The 16,741-nt window shown below is 39.6% G+C and carries 25 protein-coding genes and 1 pseudogene; 17 read left to right on the forward strand and 9 right to left on the reverse strand.

Annotated elements, in window-relative coordinates; translation table 11 throughout:
- On the forward strand, positions 1-399 hold the full coding sequence (locus AA650_RS14435; protein WP_053539540.1) for a DUF6911 family protein: 399 nt from the start codon (positions 1-3) through the stop codon (positions 397-399).
- Between the two features lie 26 nt (positions 400-425).
- Here AA650_RS14435 and AA650_RS27980 read toward each other — a convergent pair whose 3' ends face one another.
- From AA650_RS27980 to AA650_RS27985, 4 genes are all read right to left on the reverse strand, one after another.
- A complete protein-coding gene (locus AA650_RS27980) occupies positions 426-638 on the reverse strand; it encodes a hypothetical protein (RefSeq protein WP_199924256.1) in 213 nt (70 codons plus the stop codon).
- Positions 639-772: 134 nt separating this feature from the next.
- Entirely contained in the window at positions 773-1,129 is a 357-nt protein-coding gene (locus AA650_RS14440) for a DUF5615 family PIN-like protein (RefSeq protein ID WP_053539541.1), read from the reverse strand.
- Entirely contained in the window at positions 1,129-1,365 is a 237-nt protein-coding gene (locus AA650_RS14445; protein ID WP_053539542.1) for a DUF433 domain-containing protein, read from the reverse strand. Before AA650_RS14445 ends, AA650_RS14440 begins: the two co-directional genes overlap by 1 nt.
- A gap of 43 nt (positions 1,366-1,408) precedes the next feature.
- On the reverse strand, positions 1,409-1,816 hold the full coding sequence (locus tag AA650_RS27985) for a hypothetical protein (RefSeq protein ID WP_199924257.1): 408 nt from the start codon (positions 1,814-1,816) through the stop codon (positions 1,409-1,411).
- A gap of 23 nt (positions 1,817-1,839) precedes the next feature.
- On the opposite strand from AA650_RS27985, the gene AA650_RS14450 reads away from it, so the two are divergent.
- The 4 genes from AA650_RS14450 (at position 1,840) to AA650_RS27990 (ending at position 3,196) form a co-directional block, all read left to right on the forward strand.
- The gene (locus AA650_RS14450; protein ID WP_053539543.1) at positions 1,840-2,058 is read left to right on the forward strand and encodes a type II toxin-antitoxin system Phd/YefM family antitoxin; all 219 of its coding nucleotides are present in this window, start codon (positions 1,840-1,842) and stop codon (positions 2,056-2,058) included.
- Entirely contained in the window at positions 2,055-2,441 is a 387-nt protein-coding gene (locus tag AA650_RS14455) for a type II toxin-antitoxin system VapC family toxin (protein WP_053539544.1), read from the forward strand. Before AA650_RS14450 ends, AA650_RS14455 begins: the two co-directional genes overlap by 4 nt.
- A 345-nt stretch (positions 2,442-2,786) precedes the next feature.
- Positions 2,787-3,041: a type II toxin-antitoxin system VapC family toxin gene (locus AA650_RS14460; protein ID WP_168636756.1), complete on the forward strand. Its 255-nt coding sequence runs from the start codon at positions 2,787-2,789 to the stop codon at positions 3,039-3,041.
- Positions 3,041-3,196 (forward strand): hypothetical protein, encoded by a 156-nt coding sequence (locus AA650_RS27990; protein ID WP_168636757.1) that lies wholly within the window; start codon positions 3,041-3,043, stop codon positions 3,194-3,196. Before AA650_RS14460 ends, AA650_RS27990 begins: the two co-directional genes overlap by 1 nt.
- A gap of 270 nt (positions 3,197-3,466) precedes the next feature.
- Here AA650_RS27990 and AA650_RS14465 read toward each other — a convergent pair whose 3' ends face one another.
- A complete protein-coding gene (locus tag AA650_RS14465; RefSeq protein WP_199924258.1) occupies positions 3,467-3,832 on the reverse strand; it encodes an endonuclease domain-containing protein in 366 nt (121 codons plus the stop codon).
- Positions 3,833-4,453: 621 nt separating this feature from the next.
- Here AA650_RS14465 and AA650_RS14475 point away from each other — a divergent pair.
- The 8 genes from AA650_RS14475 (at position 4,454) to AA650_RS14505 (ending at position 7,534) form a co-directional block, all read left to right on the forward strand.
- Positions 4,454-4,669, forward strand: a complete 216-nt coding sequence (locus tag AA650_RS14475) for a hypothetical protein (protein ID WP_053539548.1) — start codon at positions 4,454-4,456, stop codon at positions 4,667-4,669.
- Entirely contained in the window at positions 4,666-4,947 is a 282-nt protein-coding gene (locus AA650_RS14480) for a type II toxin-antitoxin system RelE/ParE family toxin (RefSeq protein WP_027400629.1), read from the forward strand. Before AA650_RS14475 ends, AA650_RS14480 begins: the two co-directional genes overlap by 4 nt.
- Positions 4,948-5,347: 400 nt before the next feature.
- Positions 5,348-5,551 (forward strand): type II toxin-antitoxin system HicB family antitoxin, encoded by a 204-nt coding sequence (locus tag AA650_RS14490; RefSeq protein WP_028091145.1) that lies wholly within the window; start codon positions 5,348-5,350, stop codon positions 5,549-5,551.
- Positions 5,548-5,709 carry a type II toxin-antitoxin system HicA family toxin gene (locus tag AA650_RS26640; RefSeq protein ID WP_081424229.1) on the forward strand — a complete coding sequence of 54 codons (162 nt, stop codon included), beginning with the start codon at positions 5,548-5,550 and terminating at the stop codon, positions 5,707-5,709. The genes AA650_RS14490 and AA650_RS26640 overlap by 4 nt, the downstream gene beginning before the upstream one ends.
- 121 nt (positions 5,710-5,830) lie before the next feature.
- The gene (locus AA650_RS29310) at positions 5,831-5,932 is read left to right on the forward strand and encodes a type II toxin-antitoxin system HicA family toxin (RefSeq protein WP_290708595.1); all 102 of its coding nucleotides are present in this window, start codon (positions 5,831-5,833) and stop codon (positions 5,930-5,932) included.
- 325 nt (positions 5,933-6,257) lie between these two features.
- Positions 6,258-6,815 carry a Uma2 family endonuclease gene (locus AA650_RS14495; protein ID WP_053539551.1) on the forward strand — a complete coding sequence of 186 codons (558 nt, stop codon included), beginning with the start codon at positions 6,258-6,260 and terminating at the stop codon, positions 6,813-6,815.
- Between the two features lie 217 nt (positions 6,816-7,032).
- Positions 7,033-7,287, forward strand: coding sequence for a type II toxin-antitoxin system Phd/YefM family antitoxin (locus AA650_RS14500; protein ID WP_039201895.1), 255 nt, complete (start codon positions 7,033-7,035; stop codon positions 7,285-7,287).
- Complete coding sequence (locus AA650_RS14505) at positions 7,280-7,534, forward strand: Txe/YoeB family addiction module toxin (RefSeq protein WP_053539552.1); 255 nt, start codon at positions 7,280-7,282, stop codon at positions 7,532-7,534. Before AA650_RS14500 ends, AA650_RS14505 begins: the two co-directional genes overlap by 8 nt.
- On the opposite strand, the pseudogene AA650_RS14510 reads toward AA650_RS14505, so the two are convergent.
- Positions 7,522-7,944 (reverse strand): annotated as a pseudogene (locus AA650_RS14510) (polysaccharide deacetylase family protein); the annotation flags it as partial. The gene AA650_RS14505 and the pseudogene AA650_RS14510 sit on opposite strands and share 13 nt — an antisense overlap.
- A gap of 101 nt (positions 7,945-8,045) precedes the next feature.
- Here AA650_RS14510 and AA650_RS14515 point away from each other — a divergent pair.
- From AA650_RS14515 to AA650_RS26645, 3 genes are all read left to right on the forward strand, one after another.
- Positions 8,046-8,867, forward strand: a complete 822-nt coding sequence (locus tag AA650_RS14515; RefSeq protein ID WP_053539553.1) for an RnfABCDGE type electron transport complex subunit D — start codon at positions 8,046-8,048, stop codon at positions 8,865-8,867.
- A 30-nt stretch (positions 8,868-8,897) separates the two neighbouring features.
- Positions 8,898-10,271: a DUF2330 domain-containing protein gene (locus AA650_RS14520; RefSeq protein ID WP_053539554.1), complete on the forward strand. Its 1,374-nt coding sequence runs from the start codon at positions 8,898-8,900 to the stop codon at positions 10,269-10,271.
- Between the two features lie 459 nt (positions 10,272-10,730).
- On the forward strand, positions 10,731-10,841 hold the full coding sequence (locus tag AA650_RS26645; protein ID WP_335337450.1) for a WD40 repeat domain-containing protein: 111 nt from the start codon (positions 10,731-10,733) through the stop codon (positions 10,839-10,841).
- Between the two features lie 493 nt (positions 10,842-11,334).
- Here the strand turns inward: AA650_RS26645 and AA650_RS14525 are convergent, their stop codons facing one another.
- Together AA650_RS14525 and AA650_RS14530 are read right to left on the reverse strand one after the other, a co-directional pair.
- On the reverse strand, positions 11,335-12,465 hold the full coding sequence (locus tag AA650_RS14525; RefSeq protein WP_053539555.1) for a CO2 hydration protein: 1,131 nt from the start codon (positions 12,463-12,465) through the stop codon (positions 11,335-11,337).
- Positions 12,466-12,542: 77 nt separating this feature from the next.
- Positions 12,543-14,039 (reverse strand): NADH-quinone oxidoreductase subunit M, encoded by a 1,497-nt coding sequence (locus AA650_RS14530; RefSeq protein ID WP_053539556.1) that lies wholly within the window; start codon positions 14,037-14,039, stop codon positions 12,543-12,545.
- Positions 14,040-14,075: 36 nt separating this feature from the next.
- On the opposite strand from AA650_RS14530, the gene AA650_RS14535 reads away from it, so the two are divergent.
- Entirely contained in the window at positions 14,076-14,480 is a 405-nt protein-coding gene (locus AA650_RS14535; protein WP_234413187.1) for a hypothetical protein, read from the forward strand.
- On the opposite strand, the gene AA650_RS14540 is transcribed toward AA650_RS14535, so the two are convergent.
- Positions 14,469-16,325, reverse strand: coding sequence for an NAD(P)H-quinone oxidoreductase subunit F (locus tag AA650_RS14540; protein ID WP_053539558.1), 1,857 nt, complete (start codon positions 16,323-16,325; stop codon positions 14,469-14,471). The two genes, AA650_RS14535 and AA650_RS14540, sit on opposite strands and share 12 nt — an antisense overlap.
- Positions 16,326-16,741 lie beyond the last annotated feature (416 nt).

Consider the following 16,741-nt stretch of genomic DNA (forward strand, 5'->3'; position numbering starts at 1 on the left):
ATGTCTTCGATTTCTTTATCATGGACTATTGGATTTGGCAAAAGTTGTCGTGGTGGTAACAGGCAGAATGTGATTTTAGATGACATTCTAGAGATCCTGACGGAAATAACTGAAAAATCTGGTACTGTAACGCTTTATCTCATCAATGGATCTGAACTTGGACCTCAAAGCTTGCAGGTTCAAACGGAAAAAGGTTACTTTGTTTTATCATTAGGAGAGAATGATGAAGAAGACTATATAGTAAGAACCTACACAAACCTTTCTAGTGATTTGCAGCAAGTGATCATATTAGGAAATTTGTGGGATTCAAAATTAGTCTGTACAGAATTTGATGTTGTAATAAAAATATTTCAGGAATTTTTTGAAGTAGGTGATGTATCACGGGACTTATTAAACTGATGGATTTTCCCATAAGGTGGCATTGCTCACCACATAAATCTTAGTGGTTTTAGTGCGATCGCTGTTTTGGGATGTGAGGGCGCGATCGCTTTTGGGGTGTGGGAGGGCGATCGCTTTTTGGGGATGTGAGATGGCGATCGCTTTTGGGATGTGAGAGTGCGATCGCTTTTGGGGATGTGGGAGGTGCGATCGCTTTTTGGATGAGGGAGGGCGATCGCTTTTTGGGGTGTAAGGGGCAATCGCTTTTAGGAATGTGATGAGGGCGATCGCTTTTTGGCTTGTGGGGGGCGATCGCTTTTTGGGGGTGTGGGAGGTGCGATCGCTTGAGGTTGTGAAAATTGTTAGAAATAATTATCTGCTAGTAACTAAATAATTAACCAATCGATTCAATCTCACCCGCATCATTGATAAATACAGATGAACCTATTGATAAAGATGAGATCATTTCACTAATTTTTTTCATTAGAGGCACTAAATGATCAGGACGAGTGCTACGAGAGTTTAAAATAATAATTTTCAAAGTCTTATCAGTTAAATTTTGCTGATAAGGAAGATTTTTATCGGCCGTAATAAACACATCAAAAGGATGTTTTTCAGCCAAATCAAGAATTTGGTGATCCTTAAAACCACGCCACCCCATATCATTAACATTGTAAACAATATAACCTTTATGTAAAAAAGGTTGTTTGAGTTTTTTACTTAAAAGATTTTCATCTAGCAATATAATCATTAAGCGCAACGTTCCTGAGCAATTATTAATTTAGCTGCATTTTCTAAAACTTTCATAGTTTGAGTCTCCAGATAAGGAAAATCATTAATAAACTCAGCTAATCCACCCTCACTTTCAAGATAATCAAAAAATGTTTGTAAAGGAACACGAGTTCCCGTAAACACTGGAACTCCACTCATAATTTCAGGATCGCAGTGAATAATTCCCTGAGTTTCTAATAAGTTGTTTAGTGTCATGTTTTCTTGAATATATAACCTAATCTTCCTTATTATAACTTGATTATAACTTGAATGATATGTAAAGTGTGTTAGCCAAGCTTACCGTTCGCGCAGCGTATCGCTTTTTGGGAATGTGGAGGGGTGCGATCGCTTTTTGGGGTGTGGGAGTGCGATAGCGAAGCGCTCCGCAGGAATCGCTTTTTGGGATGTGGGAGGGCGATAGCGAAGCGCTGCTGCAAGCAGTTCGCTGTTTTGGGGTGTGGAGGTGCGATAGCGAAGCGCTCCGCAGGAATCGCTGTTTGGGGTTGTGAGGGGCGATCGCTTGTTGGGGATGTGGAAGTGCGATAGCGAAGCGCTCCGTAGGAATCGTTTTTTGGAATCGCTTTTTCGTCCATGTTGGTGTGGGCTTTTCCCATTTTCTTCGATTCAGATTAGAATGAAGATAATATTCAGATTCAGTATTCAACACTTCTTGTAAGAGAATTACTAATCATGACTCAACTAGAAATAAATCAATTCCAGTCTAATCTGACTAAATATCTTGACTTGGTAATCAAAGGAGAGAAAATCATTATTACACAAGATAATAAACCAGTGGCAGAAATTTCCCCAATTCAACGCCCATTGAAACGAGGTAGTGCTAAAGGAAAAGTGTGGATATCATCAGATTTTAACGAACCTCTCGAAGACTTTAAGGATTATATGGAATGAAATTATTATTGGATACCCAAATAATTATTTGGTTCGTTAACGATGATCCGCAACTAAATGATCATCTAAAAGATTTAATCGAAGACAAAAACAATACCATTTATTTAAGTATTGCTAGTCTTTGGGAAATGTCTATTAAATATAATTTAGGAAAACTAAAATTTGAGAGGTCATATCAAGAGTTTGTTGAGTTAGAAATTATCCAAAGTTGTATCAATTTACTTGACATCAAAGTAAACCACCTTTATGTTCATTCCCATTTGCCATTGCATCATAAAGACCCCTTTGATCGGCTCATTATTGCTCAATCCATAGCCGAAAATATTCCTCTCATCTCCGTTGATTCTATTTTTTCGCAGTACCCTGTAACAATAATCAATTAACTAGTACGATAGCGAAGCGCTCCGTAGGAATAGCTTTTTTGGGATGTGAGGGTGCGATCACGATAGCATCCCTACAGCTATTTCTGTGTTAAACTCAGGATTTTCTAACGTCAACTCAACATAATAATGAAATCAAAAATTTACATTGAAACAAGTGTTCCCAGTTTTTACCATGAAATTCGGACTGAACCGGATATGATAGCGCGTAAAGAATGGACTCGTTTTTGGTGAAATAACGTCAAACAAAAATATGAACTGGTTACAAGTATTGCAGTTTTAGATGAACTTAACAAAGGAAATTTTCCTAATAAAGAAGAAGTAATTCAACTTATAAATGATATCCAGTTGATAGATATCGAGCCGGAAATTGCTGAAATTGTGCAAACCTATATTCAAAATCAGGTTATGCCTAATGATCCTTTAGGCGATGCTCTCCATCTTGCCATAGCATCCTATCATAAATGTGATTTCTTGTTAACATGGAATTGTCGTCACTTAGCTAACGCTAACAAGTTTGGACATATTAGACGAGTGAATGTTATGCTATGCTTATATGTCCCTGCATTCGTGACACCTTTAAAATTAATGGAAGATAACTAATGATTACTATTGATGATTCCGTACTGCAAAAAATTCGAGAAATTCGTCATCAAATTTCTGAAAATAATCAGCATAATCCGCATAACTTAATTAAGTATTATCTAGAATTACAGCAACAATACAAAACAAAAAAATCTAAATTAAGCACTCAATAATTTTATGCTTGTTTAGTGCGTAAGCGTTGCGCTCCGCAGGAATCGCTTTTTGGGATGTGGGAGGGCGATAGCGAAGCGCTGCTGCAAGCAGTTCGCTGTTTGGGGTGTGTGAGGGCGATAGCGAAGCGCTGCTGCAAGCAGTTCGCTGTTTGGGATGTGGAGGGGCGATAGCGAAGCGCTGCTGCAAGCAGTTCGCTGTTTGGGGATGTGAGAGGGCGATCATTTTGATAATTAGGATTTTGGAGGGGCGATCGCGCTCTTGTTCCCCCCTTAGTAAGGGGGGTTAGGGGGGATCAACTCCTCAATTAATGCGACAATACCCGTGAAATTATGTAAGACATCCTCATTATTAAATCTTATGACTTTTAAACCATAACCTTGTAAGATTTCCGTTCTTTCTTGGTCGTATTTTTGAGCATTTTCGGCGTAATGACTATCGCCGTCAATTTCAATAACTAACTTCAATTTTGGGCAATAAAAATCAACAATAAAGTTATCTATAGGGCGTTGTCTATGAACTCTATATTTGAAGTCCCTTAGATAATCATACCAGATTTTTTTCTCTGCTAAAGTCATATTTTGTCTTAACTCTTTAGCTCTCGATACCAAATTTTTATTGTATGGTAGATAATTCATTTTGATCCCCCCAACCCCCCTTACAAAGGGGGGCTTTTTGACTGCTATTTTACTCTAATGTTATTTGATATTTTAAACTCATATTGCGATCGCGCAAATTCCGACTTGTCAAATTACTTTTAGGAGATGTGAGGGGCGATAGCGAAGCGCTCCGTAGGAATCGCTTTTTGGTGATGTGGGAGTGCGATAGCGAAGCGCTCCGTAGGAATCGCTTTTTGGGATGTGGGTGCGATAGCGAAGCGCTGCTGCAAGCAGTTCGCTTTTTGGGGGATGTGGAGGGGCGATAGCGAAGCGCTGCTGCAAGCAGTTCGCTTTTTAGGGATATGGGAGGGCGATAGCGAAGCGCTGCTGCAAGCAGTTCGCTTTTTGGTGTGGAGTGCGATAGCGAAGCGCTGCTGCAAGCAGCTCGCTTTTTGGGATGTGGAGGTGCGATAGCGAAGCGCTGCTGCAAGCAGTTCGCTTTTTGGGGGTGTGGGAGGCGATAGCGTTCGCGGAGCGTCCCGGAGGGAACTAGCGCTGCTGCAAGCAGTTCGCTGTTGGGGATGTGGGGGCAATCACTATTTGTCACTGTTTTAGATAAAATATAATTTAAGATGACCAAGTAAAGACAAAAGTAAAAACATGATGACAGGAACAACTTTTGCAGAAATCCTAGAAGCTGCGGATAAATTAGTACCCGAAGATCAGGAAAATTTAATTCAGATTTTACAGAAACGACTACGAGATCGCCGAAGAAATAGTCTAGTGAAAGATGTTCAGGAAGCACAAAAAGAGTTTGCAGAAGGTAAATGTCGGACTGTTACTCCTGCACAACTGATGGAGGAACTTCTTTCGTGAGTTTTGTTTTATTACGTTCCAGTGCATTTATTCGTTCAGCCCGAAAAATTTTAAAAAAACAACCAGAAATCACTGAAAATTTTCAAAGTATTCTGGAGTTATTATCTACAGATCCATTTCATCCACGCCTAAAAACTCATAAATTAAAAGGAGATTTACAAGATTCTTGGGCTTGTAGCGCAGGATATGATTTGAGAATTATTTTTACATTTGTTGAACATGAAGAATCACAAGCAATCCTGTTAGAGTCAGTCGGTACTCATGATGAAGTTTACTAACTGTGATAATTGGATTAGAGCGATCGCTTTTTGGGGTATGGAGGGCGATAGCGAAGCGCTGCTGCAAGCAGTTCGCTTTTTGGGGTATGGAGGGCGATAGCGAAGCGCTGCTGCAAGCAGTTCGTTTTTTGGGATATGGGAGGGCGATAGCGAAGCGCTGCTGCAAGCAGTTCGCTTTTTGGGGTGTGGGAGGCGATAGCGAAGCGCTGCTGCAAGCAGTTCGTTTTTTGGGATATGGGAGGGCGATAGCGAAGCGCTGCTGCAAGCAGTTCGCTTTTTGGGGTGTGGGAGGGCGATCGTCCCAGTGCTGACTTGTCAGTTCGCTCTCAATGGAGAAATTTTTGGAATTAAATTAATCTGTTAAAATTTGTTCAGGTAAACAACTCCAAATGTAAAATCAATGAAAATTAAAGCTATTATTTATCCTGCCCAAGAAGGGGGTTACTGGGCTGAAGTACCTGCACTTCCTGGTTGTATAACAGAAGGGGATACAATGGAAGAATTAATTAATAATCTTCAAGATGCTATACAAGGTTGGCTAGAAGTAGCAAATGAAATTCAAAAACCAGATCCAATCTCACAAGTGATTGAAATTGCAGTATGAAATCAATTTCTGGGAAAAAATTATGTAAAATTGTTGAGAACAAAGGTTGGATTCTCAAAAAAATTACAGGCAGTCACCATATTTATGAAAAACCTGATGAAAGTAAAATTATTGGTTCTTCGGTTATTTTTATGGAAAACCTGGTTCAAAATCATTGAAAGCCTTATTCTGTAGGCATTTCATTGAAAATATGGAAATAATTGTTTATAACCCTTGTCCCGTAAGGGTTTTGTTATCATCAATCCTCAATCACCATAAAAGAGACGCAAGAGCCAAATTATTTCTATTCCTGTACATAGAAATCAAGATTTAAAACTTGGGACTTTAAAATCAATCATGAAGATAGCTGAATTGGTAGAAGATGTAGAAGATGATTTGTAATTAATGTTTGTTGTGTAGGCTATAACATACGTTAGTCTTAGAGGGCGTTTGAAAACTTTACCGAAGGCGATCGCTGTTTGGGGATATGCGATCGCTTGTAATAATGTTATAATTACTGAGTCTAAAATTTAATTATATGTATGGAATTTGAATGGGATACACAAAAAGTCTTCACTCTTGCCTCTTGCCTTTTGCCTTGCCATAACGACAATTTTCAACGCCAACCTACTTAGCGCTGCTGCAAGCAGTTCGCTGTTTTGGGGATGCAGGAATTTAGGAAAGCGATCGCTGTTAAAATTAAAGAGGTTTGAGAAGGCATAAAGCTATGACTATTGCAGCAATTAAACCCACAACCATCGAAGAATTTTTGCAATTGCCAGAAACAGAACCTGCTTCTGAATTTATTCATGGACAAATCAAACAGAAACCTATGCCTCAAGGGGAACATAGCCAACTTCAGATCAATCTATGCGAAACTATTAATCAAATTACTAAACCTCAAAAAATTGCCAAAGCTTTTCCAGAACTACGCTGTGTTTTTGGTGGATTAGCAATCGTTCCAGATATAGCTGTATTTCGTTGGGAGCGAATCCCTCGGTTGCCATCAGGACGGATTGCCAATCGTTTTGAAATCCATCCAGATTGGGCTATTGAAATTCTCTCTCCCGATCAGAGATATAAACAAGTCCTAGCCAAATTACTACACTGTGCTGAGTATGGTACTGAGTTGGGTTGGTTGCTTGATCCTGAAGATGAGAGTATTTTAGTAGTAGATAGCGATCGCCGAGTTAGGGAACTTAAAAATAGCGATCACTTACCAGTTATTACAGGGGTTGAATTAGATATAACCGTTCAAGAAGTTTTTAGCTGGTTAATTTTTTGAGAGGATCGCTGTTTGGGAGGATGTGGGGGGCAATAGCGCAAGCGCTGTTTCTTGGATGCGGCTTTTGTCAGTTCGCTGTTTGGGGTGTGGTAGAGCGATAGCGAACGCGAGTGCGTCCCGGAGGGAACTAGCGCTGCTGCAAGCAGTTCGCTTTTTGGGGATAAGAGTCAAAAAAGGCTATAATCATAGTTGTACCTAACTATGTACAACTCTAGCCATGAACATCGTCAACTTTAGCGAAGCAAGAAACAATTTTAAATCCGTACTAGATACAGTGGCCAATGATAAAAACTGTACCGTCATTGTTAGAAGAGATGCGGAAGATGCTGTAGTCATGTCTAAAAGTTATTATGACAGTCTGATGGAAACAGTTTATCTGTTAAAATCCCCTGCTAATGCTCAACATTTAGAAGAAGCGATCGCCGAATACAAAGCAGGGAAAACACAAGAACACGATTTAATCGATGCGTAAATTAGCTTGGGGTAGTAAAGCGTGGAAAGATTATCTTTATTGGCAATCTCAAGACAAGAAAACTTTAAAAAGAATCAATCAACTTATCCAAGATACTTTATCAGATCCCTTTGAAGGAATCGGTAAACCCGAACCTTTGAAAGAGAATTTGTCAGGTTTTTGGTCTCGCCGTATTGATGAAACAAATCGTCTTATTTATGCTATCGATGATGATTATCTGACAATTATTTCATATTGTAATGTTTGAGGTGTGAAAAAACCGTTGGGAGGACGCACATCTCGTACTTGTTCGGGGGTTAAATTACAAGCATTATAAATAGCAACTTGGGTTTTTTCTAAACTTTGTTTGAGTTGGGTTGACGAAAGTAGGGGAAAAGAATCATGTTCATATCCATGTAGTCCGATCCAGTGTCCTTGTGTGCTAACTGTTTTCGCAGTTTCTGGAAACCGATTCACACAATTTCCTAACCAGAAAAAACTAGCGGTAATGTTATAACGCTTTAAAACCGATAATACTTCGGGTGTGTATTGGGGATGAGGTCCATCATCAAAGGTAAGGGCGATAGTTTTACTGTTCGAGTTTCCACACCATAGACAATGGGGAAAGGTGGGTTGGAGAAGCCGATAAACAAGGGGAAATAGAGGTGCAAATTCCATTGTTAAAAATATCTTTGTAACAAAAACTGTAACAACAACCTAATTTATGATCACACTGGTTTAAATTGGTAAAAAATCTGCGGGTCATCCCTGAACGGAAAATGACGTTGTGCAAAGATATTCGAGATTATCAAATTCTTTTTTTGAGTTTATTTCTGATTTTGGGAATTGCGACGCGAGACTGGACATTACATCCAGAATTTATTGGTGTGGCGATCGCCTCTTGCATTATAACTCAAATTATCTGCTCATTGCTCACTAAATCTGAAAAGACAATCCCAGTAATTAATATCCGTAGTCCCCTAATTACCTCTTTGGGACTGAGTTTATTACTACGCGCTGATCATTGGTCAACAATGGCTTTAGCTGGATTTGCAGCCATAGCTAGTAAATTTATTTTCCAATTTGGGGAAAAGCATTTTTTCAACCCTGCTAATTTTGGCATTATTGCCGTTCTTACCCTCACTAATGATGCTTGGGTATCCCCAGGACAATGGGGAGAAGAATGGTGGTATGCGTTGTTATTTGTGGGGACTGGAGGCATGATTTTACAGCGTATTGGTCGTTGGGATACTACCGCCGCTTTTCTAGGTGCTTATTCCCTCCTAGCAGCCATCAGAAATATGTGGTTAGGTTGGACTTGGGACGTTTATTTTCATCATTTAATGAGTGGATCTTTACTGTTATTTTCTTTATTTATGGTGACAGATCCGCGTTCAATTCCCAACGCCCCCATGAGTAGAATTTTATGGGCAATATCTATTGCTTTATTAACATTTATTTTGCGAAATTTCTTCTTTATTCCCACCGCTGTTTTTTGGGCTTTATTTGCCCTCGCACCCTTAACTATTTTCCTAGATAGATTCTGGGTTACACCGAGATTTTCTTGGTGGCAGCAACCAGAATTATCAGCAGAAAAATAACCAATCAACTATCATTAATTAAGGATCAAAATGCAACTTTTACGCCTATTCATGCCCTTAATTTCTGCACTTTTAGCAGTGCTGTGTTTTGTGCCTACAGCTTGGGCTTTTTGTGGTTTTTATGTGGCTAAAGCTGATACAAAACTCTATAATCAAGCTTCACAAGTCATACTAGCAAGAGATGGAAATCGTACCGTCTTAACAATGGCTAATGATTTTCAAGGTGATGTTAAAGATTTTGCCGTTGTTATTCCCGTTCCCACTGTTTTAAAAAAAGAACAAGTTCATGTAGCCCAAGCGAAAATTATTGAACGATTAGATGCTTTTAGCGCCCCCAGATTAGTTGAATATTTCGATTCTGACCCCTGCGCTCAAGATAATATAATGACGGATATGCCAGCACCACAAGCAGCAGCAAGAATGAGAGGTGCAGAAAATAGCATGAAGAAAGATAGCAGTTTAGGTGTGACTGTTGAAGCCAAATTTAATGTTGGTGAATATGATATTGTCATCTTGAGTGCTAAAGAATCTGGTGGACTAGAAATTTGGCTAAATCGCAATGGTTATAAAATTCCTAAAGGTGCAAAGGAATTACTAAAACCCTATATTCGTTCTTCAATGAAATTCTTTGTTGCTAAAGTCAACTTAGATAAATTTGCCGAATTAGGTTATCAATTACTGCGTCCTTTGCAAATTTCCTACGAATCACTAAAGTTTATGTTACCGATTCGTTTAGGAATGATTAATGCTACCAAAGAACAAGATTTAATTGTTTATATTCTCTCACCCCAGGGACAGGCAGAAATTACTAATTATCGCACTGTTAAAGTTCCTTCCGATGTAAATATTCCTATTTTTGTGAAAAATGAATTTGGTGATTTTTATAAATCCATGTTCCAAACTTCCTACACCAAAGAAGATAAAAAAGTTGGCTTTTTGGAATATGCTTGGGATATGAGTAGTTGTGATCCTTGTTCTGCTGAACCACTCAATAATGAAGAATTAAAACAAGCGGGTGTGTTTTGGTTGGATAATAATAGCAGTGATAGACCAGTATCTCCCCGTTTTCGTTCTCGTTTTCCCAGTAGCAGTGTTTTCATTACTCGCTTGCACGTTCGCTACACCAGAAATAAATTTCCTGAAGATTTGATGTTTCAAGCAACTTCACAACGGGATTCTTTTCAAGGACGTTATATTTTACAACACCCATTTACAGGTAATCTCGAATGTAGTGCAGGAAGACAATATAAAAGTTCATTAAATCAGCGATTTGAAAAAGAAGCGCAAACTCTAGCTAGACTTACCAACTGGAATATCCAAAACATTCGCCAAAAAATGCAATTATCTGTGGGAAATATTTCTACTTCTTGGTGGGATAATTTCTTAGCTTGGTTTGGTCTGTAAATTTCTTTGACTTGCAAGAGTAATATCCCCGACTTCTTAAAGAAGTCGGGGATATTAATTTAGGATCTTTTCTAAATAAATTTGATTATGTTTTTGTTCGGAGTCAATTCAACCTACAAACTTTTGGTTTTTGACTTCTATTAGGAGTTATTTTAATTTAGATAAGATAAACCCCTTGGATTTTTCTCAAGACTATCATAACATAACCCTCTCAGAAGTCAAGACCCTTGAAAATACGTTGAGTCATTCGCAGGTATTCTCAATAATTTTGGGTAAAAATGCCAGGTTAGACTTTTTTGGCAAAATGGGGTTAAGAATTATTAAGGTAGTGACGCTAAAACGTTGAGATATTAAACCTCCTAATATCGGAAGTCCCTTATTAAAACTAATACTACTTCTGTTAAAGTTACTCAAACCACACCCGCAGTTACTCCCAAAAATATCACTACCGCAACTTTAATTCATACCCTAACTGCACATTCTCAGGATGTAAATGATGTAGCCATCAACCCTGATGGTCAAACTTTGGTGAGTGGGAGTTACTTCCCTAGCCATCAGCCCCGATGCTAGGACTTTAGTGAGTGGAAGTGATGACTGGACTATCAAAATTTGGCGGCTAGAATAGTCTGGGTCAGGATAACCAGGATTAAAGGATGCACAGGATGGTTTTTGAAGATTGATCTGGATTTTCAGAAATTGTATTTTGTCTGAATCAGGATAACCAGGATTTAAGGATGTACAGGATAAGAACGCAGATGAACGCAGATAGACGCAGATGGTGAGAATTAGGATAACCAACATTTAGGGATGTAGAGGATGAAATAGGAAAATCTCTCTAAAACCTCTTACCTTCGTTTCCTTTGCGTTCTTCGTGGTTTATTCTTCCATGACTTGTGCGTAACTAACTATCATCAAATAACATCCTGAAAATCCTCAAATCCTGGACATCCTGATTCAGACAAAAAAATCCTTCAAGAATAACCAACCATCATCAAATAACATCCTGTAAATTCTCAAATCCTGGACATCCTGATTTTGACAAAAAATCTTCCAAGAGCTTTACCTATTTATTCACTTCCAATAACCGGGAATTCTCTAATCTTGACATCCACTTTTCTAAATAAACTTGATTATGTTTTTGCTCAGATGGATCTTGACTATCTAGAGGATAAGGTAAAAGTCCTAAAATTGCGGCACTAGTTACACAAAACATAGACTTTTGGAAACTCATACAAATTTGCACTCGCAAATCATCTTCACCCCGAAGACTGCGACGATAAATATTATGTAAATATTCTGGGAGATAATGGCGCATATCCTGCATTAACAATGTGGGAGGAATACCTGCACCACCAATAGGTAAAGGATCTGCGTATAATGCACCATATTGAAATCGAGATAAATCTGGGGGAACTTGATATGCTTGTGCGTTTAAAGAAACTGTACCTAAAAATGGTGTGCCTCTAAAAAATACCGCTTCTACATAGGGAATTGCGGTATCTGCAAGGAAGGTTAACCCAACTGATTGAGGAATAAGATCATAAACTTTATCGCCAATTTTGACACTATATGTAATTGGTTTCATTGCATCTGCAACTAAAGCCAATTTAATATGTTCTACAACTTGGGGAATTGTTTTAATTTCGCCGTTGTCATAGCGATCTGATAAATTCAGAAACATATCCGCCATGACTCGCCAAAATTGACCTAACCCAGTATAATAAGCAGAGACTCGTAACTGTTCTATCAAGAATTCGGGAAACAGTTCATTTACTCCCCAAATGAGGGGATTATATTTAAATTTAGCAGCAATAACAGCTTTAGCTCTATCGTGAAATTCTTGAGTATCTAAGTATGCGTCTAAACCGCCGCCACCATGCCACATCATGGTTTTCATGCAATATTCAGCATATTCAAAATTAATCCGATCATGCCATAAATGGCGGAATAATTTGGCAACAGAAATATCGCCATCAAAATATTTAAAGAAGGGAAAAAATACTAAAAATTGATGTTCAGCAATGTAAATAAGATTTTTAGAATAGGCATCTAAAACTACACCATAACTTTTGAGAATACCAACAACTTCTAGAACGTTTTCGGGACTATCTTTAAGTAATACCTGACCAGTTTGTAAGCGTTGAATATATTCAGCTAGAGGGTTGTAAGTGGGGCTGTTTTTAGTCGTTATCATGTCAATTCTCCTGGAATTAAAATGTCTAAACTATGATTTTTGGGGTTTTTTTGATGACTATGATGGGCTTGTTTTGGTTAAGAATCCAATGGTTCCCGATTTGCTACTAGATGATGATTATTAGTTTTTACCATGGTGGTAATTGTGGCTTGGGTATAATAGACTAACCAATTGGGTTGAATACCAAAAATAACGATCGCTACTGCTAATATGATTGCAGGGATGCGATCGCTCCAATACACACGAGGTAAGTTAGTAACTGCTGCTGATAACCGCCCAAAAAAGGCACGATTTAAGAGAATTAGGAAGTAAACCGCAGTTAAACCATTTCCGAGCATGGCTAATAATGTTTGGACGGGGAAAATGGCAAAACTGCCCCGAAAAACAATAAATTCGGAAATAAATCCCACCATTCCCGGTATACCTGCACTGGCCATAACGGCAAAAATCATTAAACTACCAATAACTGGTAAACCTCGTTCTGGGTTTAATAGTCCCCGAATGACATTTAAATCTCGACTACCAGCTTTTTTGTAAACAACTCCCACCAACAGAAATAACATGGCGGATATTAACCCGTGACTAATCATTTGCATGACTGCACCCAAAACGCTGAGGGGTGTGGATGCGGCTGCTGCTAATAAGACATAGCCCATGTGACCGATAGAACTATAGGCTACCATTTTTTTCATGTCCGTTTGCGCGATCGCACAAGATGCCCCAAACAAAACACTAACTACTGCCCATGTAGCTAACCAAGGTGCTGCATAAGCCCAAGCATCTGGCAATAAATTCATCCCAAATCGCAGTAAGCCATAAGTCCCTAATTTTAATAATATCCCCGCCAATAGCACAGATATGGGTGTAGAGGCTTCAACGTGGGCATCTGGTAGCCAAGTATGGAAGGGAACGAGGGGAATTTTAATGCCAAATCCTACCAAAATTCCGGCAAGGAGTAAAATTTGGGTTGCTAAGGGTAGAGATTGGGCATTTAAGGTTGCTAGTCCAAAACTGGGAGAACCACTTAACCAAACCATCCCCAGGAAACTGGCTAAAATGACGATTCCTGAAAAAGCTGTATAAATCAGAAATTTTGTGGCTGCATAACCCCGTTTTTCTCCCCCCCAAATCGCAATTAGCAAATATAGGGGTATTAGTTCCAATTCATAAAACAGGAAGAATAATAATAAATCCTGTGCTAAAAATGCTCCTATCACCCCAGCACTTAAGAGCAGAATTAGAGAGTAGTAAAATCTCGGACGTTGTTGGGATTCATCGCTGCTATAAATAGCAATACAGGTTAATAGTCCATTGAGAATTAACAACGGGAGAGATAAACCATCTATACCCAAATTGTAGTTTAAGCCAATAGCATCTATCCAAGGTAAGGATTCAGCAAACTGTTGACCAATTTCTCCGGGATTAAACTGAATTCCCAGGAAAATACTCCATAAAAAAATAATCACGCTAAAGACGAAAGCAATGATTCGGGATAGTTTACCAGAGATGGTAAAAGGATAGAAACCAATAAAAGCCGCACCAATTAACGGCAGTAAGATCAATGTACTGAGCATGAAAGTTAGGGAATAGAGGGTGGGGAGGTGGGGGAGGTGGGGGAGGTGGGGGAGGTGGGGGAGGTGGGGGAGGTGGGGGAGGTGGGGGAGGTGGGGGAGGTGGGGGAGGTGGGGGAGGTGGGGGAGGTGGGGGAGGTGGGGGAGGTGGGGGAGGTGGGGGAGGTGGGGGAGGTGGGGGAGGTGGGGGAGGTGGGGGAGGTGGGGGAGGTGGGGGAGGTGGGGGAGGTGGGGGAGGTGGGGGAGGTGGGGGAGGTGGGGGAGGTGGGGGAGGTGGGGGAGGTGGGGGAGGTGGGGGAGGTGGGGGAGGTAGGGGAAGAATATTACCAATTACCCATTACCCATTACCAATTACCCATTACCAATTACCAATTACCCATTACCAATTACCAATTACCCATTACCCATTACCAATTACCCATTACCCATTACCTAAAAAGGTAATTTCTCGAATAAACCTAATGACAGACTAATTAGGAAACCAAGAATGCTAATAAAGACAAGGATTGTTAGCATATAGCCTTGTGATTGACCAGAAATGCTGTATTTCAAACTTTGTCCGCTAAAAATCGCAGCAAAGCCGACTAAGTTGACTAGACCATCTACCAAAAAGCGATCGCTCCACGCGGATATCCTCGATAACAGCGCCACAGCACTTACAATCGTTAAGCGATAAATGCGGTCTATGTAAAAATCATAGCCTAATAAGTCTTGTATAAGTCGCCAAATCAAAATTCTCGATCTTGACCAAGCCTTGTGCAGATAAATTGTTGCGCCAATAGTCACCCCAGCAATGGTAGAAGCTACTAAAGATCCGACTACATACCAATCTAGGCTTTCCCAGCTAGGTAATAAATACCATTGCTGTAGCATCAGGGGTAATAATAGCGTCAGGATAGTTAAAGTCACCATTGGTAATGCCATTGGCCAGGCAACTTCTGGAGCGCGACGGGTTTTTGGTTGGGGTTGTCCCCAAAAAACTAACCGGAATACCCTAGTTAAATTCAAAGCCGTTAAGCCGTTAACTAAGATTAAAACCACAATTACCCAAGGGCTAATTTTTACTAAGCCGTCAGCCCAAGCTAACATTGCCCAAAAACTGCCCAAGGGTAATAGTGTTACCATACCTGCCGAACCGACTATAAAAGCTGTGGTAGTAGCTGGCATTTTTGACCACAAACCCCCCATTTCCGTTAGATCTTGGGTTTGGGTAGTGTAGATAACTGAACCAGAACTCATGAATAATAAGGCTTTGGCAATAGCATGACTCAGGAGTAACATTAACGCCACTCCACCTTGTTCCAAGCCTACAGCCAAAAATACTAATCCCATGTAAGCACTGGTGGAATGGGAGAGCGATCGCTTAATATCAATTTGGGCTAGAGATACCAATGTCGCCCCCACCGCTGTCATTACCCCCACAACCACCAAAGTATTTAAGGCAATAGGGGACAAATATAATAATGGTTGGACTTTGTAGAGGAAATAAGCACCTCCAGCTACCACCAACGAATTTCGCATCACCGAAGCTGGGTTGGGTCCCTCCATTGCCTCATCTAACCACAAATGCAGGGGAAATTGAGCGCACTTACCAGCAGGACCGGCAATTAAACCCAAACAGAGCAAGGTTGATGTCACAGGGTTTAAATCAGCGGTTTGCGCCCACTCATACAAATCCGAAAAGTTTAAGCTACCCGCTAAAGTAGAAAGAGTCACCACAGCCATTAGCAGCAACAAATCACCTACCCGCTTCGTCAAGAAGGCATCTCGCGCCGCCGTCACTACCAACGGTTGAGCATACCAAAATCCCACCAGTAAATAAGTCGAAAGGGTGAGAACTTCCAGCAAAGCATAGCTGAGAAACAAAGAATCACTAATTGCTAGACCACTCAGAGCAGCTTCAAAAAATCCGACTAGACCAAAAAATCTGGCTAAAGACCAATCTTTTTCCATGTAGCCTAGTGCGTAAATTTGCGCCAATAGACTTAATCCAGTAATTAAAACTGTTGCCCCAACACTGACTACGGAAATTTCCAGAGCAAAAGATAATTGAAAATCAGCAGCTTGAAACCAAGTAATTACTAAATTTTCCTGTTCTCGATTCCAGATATCTTTAAATACTAAGAAACTATGGACAAAACCTAAGATGGTAGTCAATAAATTCAAGTAAGCCGCAGGTCTAGGTCCCGTACGCTGGATGATTCCTATACTCCAAGGCAAAGTCAAAATTGCCCCTAGTAAACTATAAAGAGGCACGAAGCAACTCGTTAAAAATAGAAACTCATTCATCTAATATTTTCCTTAACAACTCAGTTCCGATTCTCTTAAGCAGCCTTTAAATAATCATTTGCTCAAAAAACAATATCCTTGTGAAAATCTATGTTTTCTTAACTTTTTTTAGCTCAATATGCCTAAGCACATTTACTTTAGATTAGCCTATTATTGAGCCATTAAATATAATTTAACATCTTAGATATTCTAATAATTTTTGAACAACATTTTTTATTTTTCTGCTTTTTTTAAATTTGTTTTTTAAGTACGTTGGTAAAATTTGCAGATTTTTACCCACTGTTTATAGCCATAGCGAATCACAGGAAAGATATAGCCAGTAGCCCGTCCGTCCCATATATAGCACTCACCAATCCTCCTCATCAAAGAATTAGCTTGGGCTATGAACTATAGTAATTCTCAAAGTGATAAAGAAA

The organism is Anabaena sp. WA102 (assembly GCF_001277295.1).
In the GTDB taxonomy this organism is placed as follows: domain Bacteria; phylum Cyanobacteriota; class Cyanobacteriia; order Cyanobacteriales; family Nostocaceae; genus Dolichospermum; species Dolichospermum heterosporum.